Below are 17583 nucleotides of genomic sequence, written 5' to 3'. Positions count from 1 at the left end.
AATATTATGAAACGAAACAAGATAGTATACCTGTTTATCATCGTGTTCCTGCTTCCCGCTTCCGGGTTCGCCAGAAAGAAAAAGAAGGACTCGAAGGAGGACGGGAAAACGGAGAGCCGTTACGAACAGTTGTTCAAGGATAAGGCTCGCGAAACGAAACGGGGGCTGATAACTCTCCACAAAATGGAAGGAAAGATATATTTCGAGATACCGACGGTGGTGATGGGACGGGAGATGTTGTTGGGTTCGACGATCGCCGCTTCCACCGATAACCTGCTGGGCGGGGTGGGTGAGCGCACGCATACCCCGTTGCGGGTGGTGTTCACGCTGAAGGATTCCAACAAGGTGAGTTTGGGCGAGATACAGACCGTGTACACCACGACCGACGATAATCTCCGGGAACGGATGCGGCGCGGTAATTTGCCTGCGGTAATCAAGAATTTCGAGGTGCAGGCATGGTCGCCGGACAGCACGGGAGTGGTGATTGACATGACGGATTTCCTCGTGAGCGACAATGAAATGCTTCCGCCGTTCTTCCCGTGGTCGCCGGTGGTGTCGATGACGGAAGGACGGCTTGACAAGAATTTCATACAGGAAGGGTCGCAGGTGTTGGAAATAAAAGCCTTTGAAGATAACGTCAGCGTGCAGTCGCGACTGGCTTACCGGGTGACGGCGGAAACCTTTATGGGAACTTATTGCAAGAACAAGCCGATAACTAATGTTCTAACCCGCAACTTTATCCTCTTGCCCGAGGATGCGGCTCGTCCCCGTTATGCCGATCCCCGCATCGGGGTATTCTTTGACGGGAAATACGATATCGGTCACCCGAGAAAGAATATCGACGTGTTCTATCACGCCAACCGCTGGCGTCTTGAGCCGAAAGACGAGGAGGCTTACCGTCGGGGCGAGTTGGTGGAACCGGTGAAACCGATCGTGTTCTACGTGGACGACGCGTTCCCCGCGAGTTGGTTGCCTTATATACGTCAGGGAGTGCTCACGTGGAACGAGGCTTTCGAGAGGATTGGCTTTAAAAACGTGATGCAGGTGCGGGATTTCCCGTCCGATGATCCGGATTTCGACCCGGAGAACTTGAAATACTCCTGTATCCGCTATTCCCCTTCCGTGGTGGCGAACGCCATGGGACCGTCGTGGACGGATCCCCGCACGGGCGAGATTATCAACGCTTCGGTCTATGTGTATCACAATCTGGTGGCGATGGTACAGGACTGGCGTTTCCTGCACACGGCTCCCGCCGACCCGTCGGTGCGCAAGGTGAAGCTGGACGAGGAAACTTTCGGCGATTGTATGCGTTACGTGATTGCCCACGAGGTGGGACACTGCCTCGGTTTGATGCATAATATGTCCGCATCGGCGGCAATACCCACCGATTCGCTGCGTTCACCGTCCTTTACCCGGAAGTACGGAACCACGCACTCGATTATGGATTACGCCCGTAACAATTACGTGGCGCAGCCGGGCGATGCCGAGAGGGGAGTGCGTATGACGCCGCCTAATCTCGGGCTTTACGATTATTACGTGATCGAGTGGTTGTACAAACCTTTGCTCGACATTCCCACGGCGAAAGACGAGATACCCGTGCTTGACCGCTTTATTTCGGAAAGTTCCGGTGATCCCGTTTATCGCTATGGCAAGCAACAGTTCTGGAACGTGTTAGACCCCAGTTCCATAGAGGAAGACTTGGGCGACGACCCGGTGAAGTCCGCCACCTATGGCGTGAAAAATTTGAAATACCTCTTGGCGAATCTCAACACGTGGGTCGCGCACGAGGATAAAGACTATAAGTTTCGTACCAATATGCTGAACGAGGCTCGTTTCCAGTTCTTCAGGTATTGCGTCCACGTGCTGAGAAATATCGGTGGATTCTATTTTAACGAGATATACGAGGGGGACGAATTGCCCGCTTACAGTGTGGTGTCCCGTGAAAGGCAGAAAGAGGCTTTGCGCTTCCTGTTGGAACAGGTGAAGGACGTGGCATGGTTGGATAACGTGCCCGGTTTGCCACCGGGGCGTGACGTGGGAGCGGAGATACAAGAGGAGATGATGCGGGGATTGCTTCGCGCGGGTCCGGTGGTGGCAATCAACGAGAAGCTGACCACGGATAGTAAACCTTTCACCCGTGACGAGTACATGAATGATATATACGCCTTTGTCATGGCACCGACCATGCAGAATAAGGTGCTGACGAAGAGTGAACGTTCCTTTTTGCAGGAGTTCGTGAACAGCTTGATCGAGGAAACCGGGGTCAACAGAAAGGACATGGGAGCGGAGCCTTTCCGTTTCCGTTCGGGGGTGTTGGTACGTGTGCCGGAGAGTATAAAGGCGAAAAGCCGCGAACGTTACGGCGTGTTGGGGCATGACGTGTTGGGGGTTTTCTCGAACGCGGAGTATCTGCCGATAAACGCAGCGGGAGAGGTGTCCGGGTTTGGCGAAGTCAATCTCTGGTATCGTCCCTATCCCTCGGAACCGGCATGTTTCAAGATGTTGCAACGGGTGTACACTCTTGTCAAAAGCAAACAGAACACGGGGAGTGCCGAAATGCAACGGTATTATAAACTTATGGCCCGTCAGATCGGGAATATCCTCGATAATTGAACGTGTAAAAATTGAATACTATGAGAAGAATAATCTATATACTGCTTCTTCTTTCTCTCGCCGCGGGTGTCAATGATTCCTTTGCCGCCGGACGGAAAAAGAAAGACAAGAGGAAAAAAGAGCTTACTGCCTACGAGAAGGTGTTTGACGGGAAGAAGGTGCAGACCGCCCGCGGGCTGATGACTTTGCACAAGATAGACGATAAAGTGTACGTGGAATTTCCTCTCGCCCTGCTCGGCAAAGAGATGCTTTTCACGTCGACGATAGAGGGAATCAGCGACAGCGGCGAGAGTGCCGTGGGGGAGTTCTCCGGTCAAGGTGTGCCCGTTCGTTTCACCCGTGCGGACTCCGTGCTGCAAGCCCGTCTGGTGGTGTTGGGCGACCTGTTGAACCTGTCGGGTGATGCGTCGGTTGACCCGGCAATCGCACGCTCCGGTATGCCGGGCGTGTACGGTAATTACAAGATAGAAGCGTTTACTCCCGACGGTGCGGCGATGCTGGTGGATATGAGTTCGCTTTTCATGACGCATAGCATTTACACGACTCCTTTCGCCGACTATGCCGGAAACTCTTTCTACGGGTTCGTGATGCGGAACCATAAGTTTCAGGAGGAACGCACTTCCTTGCACAGCGTGAAAGCGTACGCGAATAACGTGGTTGCCACGTGTGACTTGGGGTATGATGTGGATCATATCTTCTTCGGTATGTTCCTCATGGCGAAGGATATGAAAGTTTCCGTGCTGGCGAACCGGATTCTGATGCTGTTGCCGGAACAACCGATGATGCCCCGTCTTGCCGATTACCGGGTAGGTACGGAAGTGCTTCGGGCTTCCGCACTCAATGCCTCGATGGAAGAGGTGAAACCGATTCACCTCGCTTACCGTTGGCGTTTGGAGCCGTCCGATCCCGTGGCGTATCACCGGGGTGAACTCGTGCGGCCGTTGAAACCGATCGTGTTCTACATGGATACCCTTATCCCCGAGGCGTACCGTCCGCACGTGGCGGCGGGAGTGCTGGAATGGAACAAGGCTTTTGAGGCTATCGGGTTCCGGGACGCCATACAGGTGAAGGATTACCCGCGGGATGAACCCGGTTTTGACCTTGCCGACGTGAGTCATTCCACGATATTATTTTCCCCGGTGAAGATGTACGAGGTGAAAAGCCAGATGTATTCGGATCCCCGCACGGGTGAGATATTGTCGGCTTCCATTTTTATTCCCGTGGGGTATGATCCCGGCTTTTCATATAAGGCCTACACGCTGGCGGCAGACCCGCGGGTGCGGGAACAGTATTTGCCCGTGGAGATTTACGGGGAACAGATCAGAAACGACGTGGCGAGGGAGATGGGAAAATGTCTGGGGTTTGCCGAGAATCAGCTTGCCTCGTCCGCTTATCCCGTGGATTCCTTGCGTTCGCCTTCTTTTACCCGTGAATACGGTTTAAGTCCCTCGATTATGGATCACGTGCCTGCAAACTATATCGCCCGACCGGGGGATATGGAGCGGGGGGTGGCTCTGGTGCAGCATGGTATCGGCGTGTATGACTATTTCCTCGTGAAGTGGTTGTATCGTCCCGTTCCCGGGGCGGTTACACCGCGGGAGGAAACTGCCGTGCTAGACCGCTGGGTGGCGGAATCGAGAAGTAATCCTTATTTCCGTTTCGGGCGTTTCGTGTGGGGGATGCACCGTCCGGTCAACGATCCGCGAATGCAGGCTTTCGACTTGGGCGACGATCCGGTGAAGGCGTTTCGCTATCGCCTTGACAATATAAAATATATCATGGAGAATTACGGGAGCCTCACGTGGGAGGACGACAAGGAAATGACCGCCCGTGTCAATTTCCGTAACGTGCTCACGAATGCGGTATCCGCGGAACTTAACCGGATGCTTTCACACGTGGGCGGTGTGTATATCAACGAGGTACACGCCGACGAGGATATTCCCGCGTATACCGTTGTCCCGAGGGAACAACAGCGTGCTATCGTGCGCTACGCCTTGGAACTGGCGAAGAGTTTCGACTGGATGGACGACGTGGCTTACATGGAACGTTATAATATCGGCATGGGAAACCTGCCCGGTGAAGAGATGTACTTGACGATACTGGGCGGATTGCTCGGGAAGGTGGGCGATTTACGGCTTTGTGCCGCGAAATCCGATGATGCCTACACGCCCGATGAATTGATGGACGACCTCTATACTTATATCTGGGACGGTACGATCGGGAAACGGGCGTTGGACGAGGACGAGCGTTTTATGCAAAGGGCTTTCGTGGCGGGTATCATGGCTACTTCTGCCGTGGCGGAATCCGCTTTCGCTTTCGAGAAACCCGAACGCCGGATGCCTTTCATTGCTGACACGAAACTCGTGTCATGGTCGCCCGATACCCGTTCCCTGCACCGCGAGGAACAGCGTCTGGCGGCAGCCCGCCTATCCGGTACTGCACCATACAGCGGTTTTGACGGGCATTACGCCGTGGTAAAGGGCTACAATGCGGCTCCTGAATTTTACAGTATGCTGTTGCGTGTACGGGACTTGTTGAAACAGAACCTCGCCTCTTCATCCGGCGATACCCGCGAGCATTACGAGTATCTGCTGTACAGGATAGGGAAGGCGTTGAGTAAAAAATGAATCTAAAAGAGAATATTATGAAACAAACCTCGATAATCATAGTGTTGGTTGTTTTGTTGTTACCGGTTCTGGCGGAAGCGCAGGGCAGAAAGGGGAAGAAAACCAAACGCGACGTCAATAGCGAGATGCCCGCGCTTCCCAAGGAATCGGCTTACGACAACCTGTTCAAGGATAAAGCCCGCGAAACCGTGAAGGGGCTGATGACGCTTCATAAGACGGACGGGCGTGTCTATTTTGAAATTCCGCTCGACCTGCTGGGAAGGGAGATGCTGATCGGTTCCACGATAGCGGAAACTACCAGCCATTACTTCGGCAGCGTGGGAGAGAAGCCGCACGAGCCGTTGCACGTGGTATTTACCCGTACCGATTCGTTAATCAACCTGCTGGAAGCGAATGCACTGCACATCACGGGCAACGAGCGGATGCGTAAAAACGTGGATAAAAACGCCTATCCCGCCGTGTTGAACAACTTCGAGATCAAAGCGTGGTCACCCGACAGCACGGCGATTGTCATCGACATGACCGATTACCTGTCCGGCGGGGAGAACGAGGCGCTTGATCCCTTTTCCCCGTGGATGCCTATTTTATGGCAATACGGTGGCGGGGAGGAAGGACAACTTGAAAAAGAATTTAAACGGGAGTTTACCCGAATCGGGCGGATCGCGGCGTACGAGAATAACGTCAGCGTGCAGACATCACTGACTTATGACGTGAGCGTGCAGGCGCAGCAATGGTACTGGATATACAAGATGCCTTTTACCGCCTTGATGACCAGAACATTCCTGCTGTTGCCGGAAACTCCCGCGCGTGCCCGGTTGGCAGATCCGCGTATCGGGGTATTTTTCGGGGGAAAATACCTGTACGAAGAGGACGAGAGGGGCGTGGAAGTACGTTACTATACCCATCGTTGGCGACTGGAACCCAAAGATTTGACGGCATTCCGACAAGGACGCCTCACGGAGCCGGTACAACCTATCGTTTTCTACGTGGACGATGCTTTCCCGGAAAGCTGGAAACCTCACGTGAAGGCGGGTATCGAGGAATGGCAGGCTGCCTTCGAGAAAATAGGCTTTAAAAACGCCATCGTGGCACGGGATTTTCCCGCCGATGATCCGGCTTTCGACCCGGAGAACCTCGCTTATTCCTGCGTGCGTTATTCCCCTTCTCCGGTGGCGAACGCCATGGGACCGTCGTGGACGGATCCCCGGAGCGGGGAGATATTGCAGGCGAACGTTTCCGTGTACCACAATATGGTGCGCCTCGTGCAGGATTGGCGTTTCATACAGACGGCTCCCGCCGACCCGTCGGTGCGGGGTGTGAATCTTGACGAGAAAACACTCGGGGACTGTATCCGTTACGTGATCGCCCACGAGATAGGGCATTGCCTCGGTTTGATGCACAATATGTCCGCGTCGGCGGCTATTCCGACCGATTCGTTACGCTCGCCCTCGTTCACGCGGAAGCATGGAACCACACATTCGATCATGGATTACGCCCGCTTTAATTACGTGGCGCAACCGGGGGATGCTGCCCGCGGGGTACGGATGACTCCGCCCGAACTGGGACTGTACGATTATTACGTTATTCGCTGGTTGTATACCCCGCTACCGGACGCAGTGACTTCCCGTGACGAGGTGCCTGTACTCGATAGCTGGATCAGCGAACGTTCCGGCGATCCGGTTTATCGTTACGGTAAACAGCAATTCTACGCTCATCATGATCCCTCGTCCTTTGAAGAGGATTTGGGGGACGATGCCGTGAAATCGGCAACCTACGGGGTGAAAAACCTGCGCTACCTGCTTGCTAACTTGAATGATTGGACACGTGACGACGATCCGGATTTCTCGTTCCGCGAACGGGTGTACAACGAGATTGTCAGCCAGTACGTGCGTTACCTGAATCACGTGGCGGCAAACATCGGCGGCATTTATCTCAACGAACGTTACGAGGGGGACAAACTGCCTCATCAGGCTTTCGTGCCGAGAGAGAAACAGAAACGTGCCGTTCGTTTCCTGCTCAACCAAGTGAAAGAAGTGCAATGGCTCGATAGTCCCGCGTTCCAGAAGGAGATGCCTCTCATGGGAATGGTTTCCCGCGAATTGGAAGATAAAATCATCGCTGCCGTTCTGGGACGTCTGGCGCCCGTGTCTTACAACGCCGATAAAGCCCCGGCGAAACTAGCTTACACGCCGAACGCGTACATGAATGATATTTACGATTTTGTATTCACGCCGACCATACAGGGACGCACGCTCTCGGCAACCGAGAAAAAGTTGCAGTTAGCCTTGCTTTCCCGTGTAATCGGCGGGGCAAACGTGGAGAAAACATCCGCTAGCCGGGGAGGTTTCCGGATGCTGATTGATGTGCCGGAAGCGGTAAAAGCGAAAAGCGTAGCCTATTACGGGGCTCTCTCTAATCTGTCCCGTCCGCTCGCCGAACGACAGGGATTCAGCTATTACGTTGACATAGATCCCAAACAAGCCGATATGGCTCCCTATTATTACGATTTAATGAAACGTGCCCGCCAACTGTTGCAGGGAAAAGCCTCTTCCGGTTCCGCGGATACACAACAGCATTATAAATTTCTTCTCCATAAACTGGAGCAAGCCATGAGGTGATGAGTTTTCCCTTGTTCCTCTCCGTCGCCGTCGGAAACTTTCCGCGGCGGCGGGACAGGAGGGATTAATGATTTAGTGATTTATGATTGTAAATCATATAAAATAAAAAAATTCAGCTTTTAGAGTAATACCAAACCTCGTTTCATGTATTTATTGTACGGATGAGCGTGAGATGTGGCATTGTAAGTGAAGCTAACTGTAATAAACAAACAAATTGTGACAAACGAGTAGTACGGGACAAGGGAAAAATTAGAGTCTGAATCAAAATATCTGTCGGCATTTATCCGGTAGATTTTGCAGGGAATAAGTACGGCGCTTTGCAACCGGACAGTTCCCCGGTACTGTCATTATGTCTTCAATTGATTGTTTACACTTTATGAAAAACTGAGAAGTTTAACAAGAATAAAGATGGTAAACCTTGAATCTATTTTACCGGGGATAAACGGCAAGGACGAAAGATGTTGGGAACAACTTTACAATTCTTGCTACGCTGCGATGTGCGTTTACGTCGAATCGATCGTCAAGGATATGGATTGTGCGAAAGATATCGTGCAGGATCTGTTGGTGAATCTCTGGCATTCCAATGTGCAATTCGCTTCCTCGAAAGAGTTAATGGGGTACCTGTACAAATCTCTGTATCACAATTCATTGTTATACATCCGCAACAAGAAGAAAAGAGCCGCCATACTGGATAAGATTGACAAAGAAAAAGAAGAGGAGGATTTTGCCGCGGATTTCCTTTTGGATACGGTACAGGAAGAAATAGTACGCCTGCTCTACATGCATATCGGTGATTTACCCCGAATGAGAAAACAGATTATCAAGTTGAGTATAAGCGGTTTTTCCGGTAAAGAGATTGCCGAGAAACTAGGTATCAGCGTAAACACGGTGAAAGTCCAAAAGAACAAAAGCATCAAATATCTTCGTGATCGCCTTATGCATCGCGGGAGAGAACTCGACCTTTGAAGAGCCGCGGCAAACAAAGTGTTAAATTTAAGATTTTTCTAACGATTCGTTTGGAAAATGAAAAATAATGTTATATATTTACAGTGAACGATGATAGAGATGAGGGAAGAGAGTTTGGTTTGAGTTAGTAACTTTAAAATGAAGACGGAATGAAAGCTAAATGGAATCAAATGGTAATCGTAGCCCTTCTACTAGTTGTAATCACGAGCATCGTCGTATACACTTGGATAGGGATAGCAGAGATCATTCATTATTTTGATCATCTGGCGTACGAGTCCTTCACTACCGTGAGAATACTCGGTTTGTGACGGGGAACAAGGAACAACCGGTACACGATCCGGTAGACATGGTACTTAATTTTTCACAAGAGTGTCGATAACCCGATGATTATTGTTATTTTTGTAGGGACGGAAAATGAATAAAATAACAATTGATGACTTCTAAAATGATTCGGGTATTATCGCTGTTTTCTGGATGCGGGGGAATGGATTTGGGACTGGAAGGCGGATTTTCAGTTCATAGAGATTGTATTAATCAAAAAATGAATCCCGACTTTATAGAAAAGAACGGACGGAACGGGTGGGTAAAGTTACAATCAACCCGTTTCCGGATTGTTTTCGCCAATGATATACTGAAGGAAGCCCGGACGGCGTGGACACGTCATTTTGCCAAATATGGTTATTCCGCGGAAGTGTACCGCCAAGAGAGTGTTGTAGACCTCGTGAAACGCCACCGCGCGGGGGAAAAGGTATTCCCCGAAAAGGTGGATGTCGTCACGGGAGGATTCCCTTGTCAGGATTTCAGTCTGGCGGGGAAACGAGGTGGATTCAATTCCCATAAAGACCATAGGGGAGAGGTTATCAACGGGGAGATCGCTTCGGAAGAAACCCGGGGAAAGTTGTACATGTGGATGAAAGAAGTGATCGAGATCACGAAGCCCAAAATATTTATAGCCGAGAACGTGAAAGGACTGGTAAACCTCGCGAACGCGAAAGAGATTATTCAACGCGATTTCGCGCGGGCGGATGGTGACGGGTATCTGGTATTGGAACCGAGGGTGTTGCATGCCGCCGATTACGGGGTGCCGCAATCCCGCGAACGCGTGATTTTTATCGGTATCCGTAAATCGGCATTGACTCCGGAGGCACGGGAGATTTTGTCGGGAGAAGTGATTCCGGCAGAATACTGTCCTTACCCTTTGCCGAGTCACGGTTATCGTGCCGCGGGAGAGGGGCTGATGCCCCCGCAGACTCTCGCAAATGTATTTGCCGGGTTGGAAGAACCGGAAGCGAGTGCGGATCCGTCGCAAATGTACTACTCCAAGGCAAAATTCTTGGGCAGGCATTGTCAAGGACAGATAGAGGTCGATCTCACGAGTATCGCCCCGACGATCCGTTCCGAGCATCATGGAAATATAGAATACCGCCGGCTCTCGAAAGAGCATGGCGGAGTCATTGATTCTGAGTTGATGGCGGGTTTGAAAGAGCGTCGATTGACTCCCCGCGAGTGCGCGTTGATACAGACCTTTCCCCCTGATTACGAGTTCGTCGTGCCTAACGGGGGAGGGGGTAAATACAAATTATCCCCCTCTTCGGCGTATAAAATCATCGGGAACGCTGTCCCCCCCTTGCTGGCATACCATATCGGGAAACGCGTGGAGAGCTTGTGGGATTTCTACTTCGGGAAGGAGCCGCTTGTTTGATTTTACAACTTCAACCGGAAGATATCGGAAACTTGTTTAAACCCGTGATGCTCGAAAAAGCGGTGGGCGGAGTGGTTATTCACTCCCGATTCGAGATAGCAATCCCGTATGCCTTTCGCTTTAAAGTTCTCCGTCGCTTCTCGCAGGAGTTGTTGACCGATACGTTTTCCCCTGTACGCGGGATCGACACTGAGGTCGAAAATCACACCGTAAGGAAACGCGCCGTCGTCCGTGATACCGAAGAGGACAAAACCGATAATATCTTCATCTTCCAAGTAGAGTAATAACGTGTTGGCGGGATCCGCGACTTGGCGGTCGAGGTATTTTAGCCACATTTCCTTGTAATCCGGAGCCAACTCGTTACTGTCGAGTGCGATACCCATTTGTAACTCACCATGTGAGATATAAGCCTTGTGATTCTCGATAATGCGGGAAAAAAATTCGCAAAGGCGTGTCCTGTAATCTGTGGAGTACGTTTTTATCATATACGATGTGTTTAGTTTCTTGATTTCTTACTTATACGTTTCTTTCTTAAATAATGGATAATTACCCGAATCAATACTTTCATACTAAAATAGATTCCGATAGACGTGATTATCACGAGAAGCACGGCGGTAAATACGCCGAACTCCTTGGATATCATCGAGAACACGGGTGCTTCCCCGTTCCCTTCCAGCAACACGCCGAAAAGCGAGGCGATGGAGATAAAGAGAAGGATGTTCTTCGTGCTGTTCGCTTCTTTGAGGTCGGCGATATTGTTGGCGTTCGTGAGGGATTTGTCTACCCGCTCGGTAATTTCCTTTAATTGGCGTTCGTCATCCTCGATACGCAATCGACGACTGGTTTCATGGTACATGTGCTTGTGCGACATGTAGCGAAGGTAACGCACCGAATCAAGTTGCAGGATGATATCCGACAGGCTGATACTCAAGCGGGCGTTTTGCTCGATCATGTCCAGAATCTTGTCATTGATAATGGTGAAGCCCTGTTGTCCGTCTTTGGAGTCCGTCCTACTGTTTTCCCTGATGGCTTGACGGGAGTTGAAGATGTATTTGTTGAGGACGTAATTGATCGTGTGTTTCTTTGCCAGCAGGATTTCGACCAACACGAGGTATTCCGGCCAACTGACGTGATAACGGTCCCGGCGGGCGAGATGCTTTTTCCAGTCGGTGGGAGCCTCTTTGCCCCGGTTGCCGTACGTGCCGACCACGAGGCTCATGGTTTCGTTCGCGAGCACGAGATCGTCCGTGTCGATGGCAATATTCTTGCCGCACACGTCCTCGTAACTGGAGTCCATGCGATACGGCCATTCTTCCGGGTAAAGCGTCATCAGACCCACGAGTTCCGCTTTGTGACATTGTTCGATGTGTTCGATGACCTGATCCTCTCGCATCCTGTCGAAACGGATACGACCGGAGTGACTAATGGATTCCCAAATGTCGAGGAATATGTAATTATGATCACCGTATTCGAATTCTTTCTCTTCCTTAGGTTTGTCGTGGTCTTTACACGGTTGCCTGTCAAAGAAATAGCGGTAACGTCGTTGCACTTCCTCGAAGGTAATTCCCTTTGTCCTCACGGTTGTCGGGTGGAAGTTTGACCGTTCGTCCAGATGTAGATCGCTGATGGTGACTATCTTCAAGGAACCGTCTATTTCCTGTCCTTTCAATTTCTTGTTGTACACCCAGTGTTCCACGTGCTGCACGATACCTGCCACGGCGATCAATTGATCGGTGTTGAAAGGAACATCCGTTTGACAGAATTTGGAACCGTTGATTCTTCCCGTTTTCGTCACGATAATGCGATAGGATATCTCTACCGTTTTGTTGAAAAAGACGGTAGCCCGCACATGCACGTGTCCCCACAAGCGTGCGGGTGTCAATCCCCCGATATCGATACAGATATCAAAACCTTTCAAGCGATAGCGTTCGATCTTGGGACCCGTGCGCATTCGATCGTGGGGTGTACCCTCGTCCCACGGGTGGCGCGGGCAGGTATTGGTAAATAGTTGATTGTCAAAGTTTCCCTCGTTGTCCTTTTTAATAAAAGACTTGACTTCAGGCTTCTCCGAATCGGGAATTTCGATCCCGGGAGAGGTAAAGGTCTGGATCAATATAATGGAAAACTCGTTATATACAAGTCCACATTCACATTGGTTGTAATTTTTCATAGCACCTAGGTTTCGTGCAAATGTAATTATTTCTTGTTGTTTGAAAAAATAATAATGACCGGGAGGAGGGATAGGATTAAATTTCTTAACTTTGTTAAGATATAATGATTTGATGTTGAATAAAATATATGAATATGATGCTAGGAGGTTTAATCGGAATATTTATTACCGTGATTTATATGGCACTATTCGTCGGGTTTATTATCTTGGGTTGGAACGCGTATCTGGCTCTACGGATATATATCCGGAAAAATAGTGATACAGGAAATAAGACTGACGAATAATCGTCAGCCTTGTACCAGTTCTTGCACGAAAGGCGTTGCCGGGTGGTTTCGAATATTGTCGGGCGTGTCGAATTGTTCGACGTGTCCCTTGTTCATAACCATAACCCGTGTGCCGAGTTTTAACGCTTCTTTTATATCGTGAGTGATGAACACGATAGTAACTCCCAGTTGCTCGTGTATTCGAAGTATCTCGTTCTGAAGCATTTTGCGCGTGATTTCATCGACGGCACCGAACGGTTCATCCATGAGCAATATGTCCGGGTTGGCGGCAAGGGCACGGGCTATGCCCACCCGTTGGCGTTGCCCGCCGGAGAGTTCCGACGGGTATCGGTCGAGCATTTCCTGTTCAAGTCCCACGACATCAATCAATCGTTCCACGGCACGGCGTGTTTTTTCCTTGTCCCGGTGATTTAACAGACCGGGGACATAGGCAATATTCTTACGGACAGTCATGTGGGGAAACAGTCCGATGCCCTGTATCACGTAACCGATGTTGCGGCGTAATAGAGTCTGGTCTTCTTTCGAGATATCCTTTCCGTCCACGTAAATAATCCCGAAAGTGGGAGATATCAACCCGTTGATTAGTTTCAGAACCGTGGTTTTCCCCGAACCGGAGCTCCCGATAATGGTCAGAAATTCACCTCGTCGGATTTCCATGTTAAAGTCATTCAGAATCTCCCGTTCCCCGTATGACTTCGTGACGTGTTCAAAACGAATAGCTATATCATTTCCCATGGTTATCTTGTTTTAGCAGACCTTTCTTTTGCAGAAATTCGGCGGCAACTTCCCGTTCGGAACGATGTTTCACGTCCACCTCGTGGTTCATACCCGCCATTTCAGAATCGGTCAGTATACCTTTCATTTTTTCTAAAATACCTTCCAGTTCGGGATGTTCTTTCAGGGTTTCTTCCCGTACCACCGTGGCGCAATAATAGGAGGGGAAGAAATGTTTGTCATCATCCAGCACGGTTAGGTTGGCTCCACTCAATTGACCGTCGGTGGTGAATATGTTCATGACATCGATGTTGCCCGACTTGATAGCCTCGTATTTCAACCCGATATCCATATCCAGATTCTTTTTGAACTTTATGTCATAATAAGCGCAGAGGTCGGCGTAACCGTCGTTGATCTCGTAAAAGTCGTACTCCGCGCCGAAAATAAACCGGTCGGGATAACGTGCCAGATCGGAGAAGGTTTTCAAGTGATATTTCTCCGCCGCGTCATTGCTGACAGCCAGACTATAAGCGTTGTTGAAGCCGTAGGGAGCCACCCATTTCAACCCGTACTCCCGCGAGTATTCTTTTTGCAGCTCGGCGTATAGCTTGTCCGGTGGCAGCAGGGTGTCTTTTTTCAGAATCACGAGCCATCCCGTACCCGTGTATTCCGGGTAAAGGTCGAAATCTCCCTTGACCATCGCCGGGTGAATGTTGCTCGTGCCGCCACCCACGCCTTTGGTAATCTTCACGTGAAGGTCGGAATTTTCTTCGATCAGCAGCGAGAGCATTTCCCCGAGAATGAATTGCTCGGTCATGGGCTTCGTGGCGATATGAATGGTATCTTTTTTCTGCCCGCATCCCCACGGTAACACGAGCCCGATAATCACCGCGAGTGAATAATATTTCATGTATCTTTTCATATTAGTTTACGTTTTCTTTTTATATATTTTTCATAGCGTCCCACGCCCCAGTCCGCCAACAGGGCAAGCAGGGCGATGAGCAAACTTCCGGCAATGGTCATGGCGGAATTGTTCGTGGTGATACCCCGGTAGATGGCAACGCCCAATCCGCCCGCCCCGATAAAAGCGGCAATACCCGTGAGGGCAATCGTCATGACGACCATGTTGCGTATCCCTGACAAAATCACGGGGAATGCCAACGGTACCTGTATCTTGTAAAGTATCTGGAACGTGGTACTTCCCATGCCCCGTGCCGCCTCGATGATCTCCCGGTCGATACCCGTGATGCCCGTGTAAGTGTTATGTACCATGGGCAGGAGGGCGTATATCGAGAGAGCGATAATGGCTGTCGTGTTGCCGATGCCCGAGAACGGGATCAGAAACCCGAACAGGGCTATCGACGGTATCGTGTAAATAAAATTCGTGAGTCCCAGTACCGTGGACGAGCTTTTCCGGTAAAGGCTGATCAATATACCCAACCCCAACCCGATAATGGCGGCAACCGCGATGGATACCAGTGATATCTGGAGGTGTTCTCCCGTGAGGCTCAAGAAAAAACGCCAGCGCTCGACGTATAACGTGTAAATCTCTTTTATCATCCTGTTTTGTTTTTGTTATTAAAAATAGTAACCCACGTTCACGTTAAAACGTGCGTGCCACGAGTTACTTGCATCTCCGGCACTGAAACCGTCCCAATCGGGTCCCAGCCACCCGTGATTCTTGCCCATGGCGTAATCAACGTATATGATGACGGGATTACAGTCCAACATTCCCCCGGTGACATTCTGGAAACTGTCCTTGAAATCGTTGTTTTGTTTTTGCAGGCACCCGAAGTCGTTGTATACTTGTATTTTCTTTAGAAACTTGCGGTTTATGGGGAAAGTGTATCCGGCACTCAACATGTAGATGTTTGCTTTTGCGGCAACGAGGTAGGGTGCCCCGTAGGCGGTCATGGATATGACCTCATCGTCATCGTCCGCGGCGTTTTTAGGGTGCATGGCGTAGGTCGTTACTTGCGCTTTCAGGCTTACCTGTTGCCATAGCAGTTCGTAATGCAAAGCGAGAGCGTAGTGCGTGCCGTTCTTCCGTCTGTCGAGGTTGTAGAGTTGACCGAACTCTGCCGACGCTCCCAGTCGTTGCCGGGAGTTTTTCCCGAATTTATAGAATGCCTGCCCGTTAAACTGGTTTATCTCTTTGTTGCGTCCTGCCACGTCATAACCGTAACGGTCGTCCGAAGTTTCGTTGTCCGAGCCGAAAAGCAATTCATCGGCATTCTTGAAAAAGGCAAAAGCGAGATCCCAACGCTCGCTGGTGTGGAGATATTTGATACCCATGTCCGAATCATCTTCCAGACCGACATAATAGGCTATCTGCAAAAAGAAGTTATGGGAGGCTACGGGTTGTATCCCGAAAGGTACGCCTGTCAGACCGACTTGTATCTGGTTATTTGCGTTAAACCGGTAACCGATCCACCCGTATTTCAGCATGGGACCACCGAAATCCTTGCTGTAAAAGCGATAGTCGGCACTCAAAATAATATCACGGTAAGAACCCGTCAATTTGAGGTATAACACGTCAAACCCGAAATCCCCGCCCCGGTCACGATGTCCTGCTTTCCAGTCACAGAAATTGTAGTTAAAGCGTAAAGCCCCGCCTAATTTGAATTTCGGGAGTTCCCTTTCTTTTTCTTGTGCGGGAAGTGAAACCGCACTGAACAGTATCCATATTATCAGTAAGAGTTTTTTGTTTTTCATTACACCCATCTTTTATCGTTTTTGGTGTATAACGGAAATTAAGTGAATTAGGTTTGCTTAAAATTATACTTTGTTTGCATAGTACTCGTGAAGGTAACCAAACAGCAGAAAAGTAAAACCATTTTAGGGTATTCCCGTTAAAGGAACAAGAACAGGGAGGGAAATAATACAATTTATGACCTGTGACTTTAAGATAAAATAGAAGATTATGGATAAGAAATTTTTGAATTACACGGATTGGCAACAGACAGCTGACACGGTACACATGTACTTGCAAATGTTGGGTAAAGTGAAACTCGTGCGCTGCCACCAACGTCCGGAATGGGCACACGTGCGTTTATATCTCTCGATAGAAGGACTTTCCACGGGAATCATCCCCGGGGACGATTCTCCTTTTGAGATACAGGCTGACTTCATGAAACATATGATTATTTTCCGCAACGGGAACGGGAAAACGGTGCATTTTGATTTACACGACGGGCTTTCCGTGGCTGAATTTTATAAGCAGTTTATGAAATCACTGGAAGAGATTGGTTCCCCGACAACGATCAACGTGAGGGCGCAGGAATTTTACGATCCGGTAGATTTCGACAAGGACACGAAACACCACCATTACAACAGGGAAGCGGTACATTTGTGGCATCAGAACCACCTTTTCGCTCACGAGGCATTACGGGGCTTTCTGTCCCGTTTCCGGGGGAAAGTGGACGGTCCGGCGTACTATTTCGGTACTATGGATCTCACGGGTATCGTGTACAGTGGCGAATCGGCTCCTTTCGGTATGAACAAACCCATTTCCGATCATGCTTTCGACGAACGTTATTTCGAGTGCGGCTTCTGGCCGGGTGATCCGAATTATCCCCGTCCCGCTTTTTACGGCTTGCCTTACCCGTTTATCAGTGATTTGAGAGGTAACGATCATTTGATTCGTCCTGCTATGGCAATCTTCAAACCCGGTAAGAAAGAATTTTTCTTGACACTGGAAGATGCTTTGGCCTACGATGATCCCTTTGATGCCGTGCGGCAATTCCTGCAATCGAGCTTCGATATCATGCAGAAGATTCACCCGTGGCAACATTTGGACTGGATAACGACACCACTAACATACGCTAATTAGTTCTTTTCCCGAGGGAATCCTTTCTTGTAACGAGAAAAGATTGGTTTTGTTTGTTCC

Annotated in this window: 14 protein-coding genes; 8 read left to right on the top strand and 6 right to left on the bottom strand. The window is 49.9% G+C overall.

Annotation, left to right across the window (positions count from 1 at the left end; genetic code table 11):
- Positions 1-6: 6 nt before the first annotated feature.
- The 6 genes from Q5866_RS08995 to Q5866_RS08970 all read left to right on the top strand — a co-directional run bounded on the left by Q5866_RS08995 (position 7) and on the right by Q5866_RS08970 (position 10526).
- Positions 7-2613: a zinc-dependent metalloprotease gene (locus Q5866_RS08995; RefSeq protein ID WP_303179875.1), complete on the top strand. Its 2607-nt coding sequence runs from the start codon at positions 7-9 to the stop codon at positions 2611-2613.
- A gap of 20 nt (positions 2614-2633) precedes the next feature.
- Positions 2634-5240 carry a zinc-dependent metalloprotease gene (locus Q5866_RS08990; RefSeq protein WP_303179874.1) on the top strand — a complete coding sequence of 869 codons (2607 nt, stop codon included), beginning with the start codon at positions 2634-2636 and terminating at the stop codon, positions 5238-5240.
- Positions 5241-5257: 17 nt separating this feature from the next.
- Positions 5258-7858 (top strand): zinc-dependent metalloprotease, encoded by a 2601-nt coding sequence (locus tag Q5866_RS08985; protein ID WP_303179873.1) that lies wholly within the window; start codon positions 5258-5260, stop codon positions 7856-7858.
- A 408-nt stretch (positions 7859-8266) separates the two neighbouring features.
- Positions 8267-8824 carry a sigma-70 family RNA polymerase sigma factor gene (locus Q5866_RS08980; RefSeq protein WP_099292588.1) on the top strand — a complete coding sequence of 186 codons (558 nt, stop codon included), beginning with the start codon at positions 8267-8269 and terminating at the stop codon, positions 8822-8824.
- A 149-nt stretch (positions 8825-8973) separates the two neighbouring features.
- Positions 8974-9132, top strand: coding sequence for a hypothetical protein (locus tag Q5866_RS08975; RefSeq protein ID WP_176555078.1), 159 nt, complete (start codon positions 8974-8976; stop codon positions 9130-9132).
- Positions 9133-9257: 125 nt separating this feature from the next.
- Positions 9258-10526, top strand: a complete 1269-nt coding sequence (locus Q5866_RS08970) for a DNA cytosine methyltransferase (RefSeq protein WP_292270343.1) — start codon at positions 9258-9260, stop codon at positions 10524-10526.
- A gap of 2 nt (positions 10527-10528) precedes the next feature.
- Here the strand turns inward: Q5866_RS08970 and Q5866_RS08965 are convergent, their stop codons facing one another.
- Both Q5866_RS08965 and Q5866_RS08960 read right to left on the bottom strand, forming a co-directional pair.
- On the bottom strand, positions 10529-11011 hold the full coding sequence (locus Q5866_RS08965) for an N-acetyltransferase (RefSeq protein WP_292270345.1): 483 nt from the start codon (positions 11009-11011) through the stop codon (positions 10529-10531).
- A gap of 11 nt (positions 11012-11022) precedes the next feature.
- The gene (locus tag Q5866_RS08960; RefSeq protein ID WP_292270347.1) at positions 11023-12696 is read right to left on the bottom strand and encodes a hypothetical protein; all 1674 of its coding nucleotides are present in this window, start codon (positions 12694-12696) and stop codon (positions 11023-11025) included.
- Positions 12697-12830: 134 nt separating this feature from the next.
- Here Q5866_RS08960 and Q5866_RS08955 point away from each other — a divergent pair, with 134 nt between their 5' ends.
- Positions 12831-12980: a hypothetical protein gene (locus tag Q5866_RS08955; protein ID WP_176555077.1), complete on the top strand. Its 150-nt coding sequence runs from the start codon at positions 12831-12833 to the stop codon at positions 12978-12980.
- A gap of 3 nt (positions 12981-12983) precedes the next feature.
- Here the strand turns inward: Q5866_RS08955 and Q5866_RS08950 are convergent, their stop codons facing one another.
- The 4 genes from Q5866_RS08950 to Q5866_RS08935 are packed head-to-tail and all read right to left on the bottom strand — an operon-like array spanning position 12984 to position 16409.
- Positions 12984-13715, bottom strand: a complete 732-nt coding sequence (locus Q5866_RS08950) for an ABC transporter ATP-binding protein (RefSeq protein WP_099292584.1) — start codon at positions 13713-13715, stop codon at positions 12984-12986.
- Positions 13705-14616, bottom strand: a complete 912-nt coding sequence (locus Q5866_RS08945) for a glycine betaine ABC transporter substrate-binding protein (protein ID WP_303179872.1) — start codon at positions 14614-14616, stop codon at positions 13705-13707. Before Q5866_RS08945 ends, Q5866_RS08950 begins: the two co-directional genes overlap by 11 nt.
- Positions 14613-15254 (bottom strand): ABC transporter permease, encoded by a 642-nt coding sequence (locus tag Q5866_RS08940; protein ID WP_186975553.1) that lies wholly within the window; start codon positions 15252-15254, stop codon positions 14613-14615. The genes Q5866_RS08945 and Q5866_RS08940 overlap by 4 nt, the downstream gene beginning before the upstream one ends.
- Positions 15255-15272: 18 nt before the next feature.
- Positions 15273-16409 (bottom strand): hypothetical protein, encoded by a 1137-nt coding sequence (locus tag Q5866_RS08935; protein ID WP_222621157.1) that lies wholly within the window; start codon positions 16407-16409, stop codon positions 15273-15275.
- A 208-nt stretch (positions 16410-16617) separates the two neighbouring features.
- Here Q5866_RS08935 and Q5866_RS08930 point away from each other — a divergent pair, with 208 nt between their 5' ends.
- Entirely contained in the window at positions 16618-17526 is a 909-nt protein-coding gene (locus Q5866_RS08930) for a DUF5996 family protein (RefSeq protein ID WP_186975552.1), read from the top strand.
- Positions 17527-17583 lie beyond the last annotated feature (57 nt).

This window comes from uncultured Butyricimonas sp., from assembly GCF_959596855.1.
In the GTDB taxonomy this organism is placed as follows: Bacteria; Bacteroidota; Bacteroidia; order Bacteroidales; family Marinifilaceae; genus Butyricimonas; species Butyricimonas muris.
Note: the sequence above shows the minus strand (reverse complement) of the source record. Positions and strands in the feature narration are given on the sequence as shown.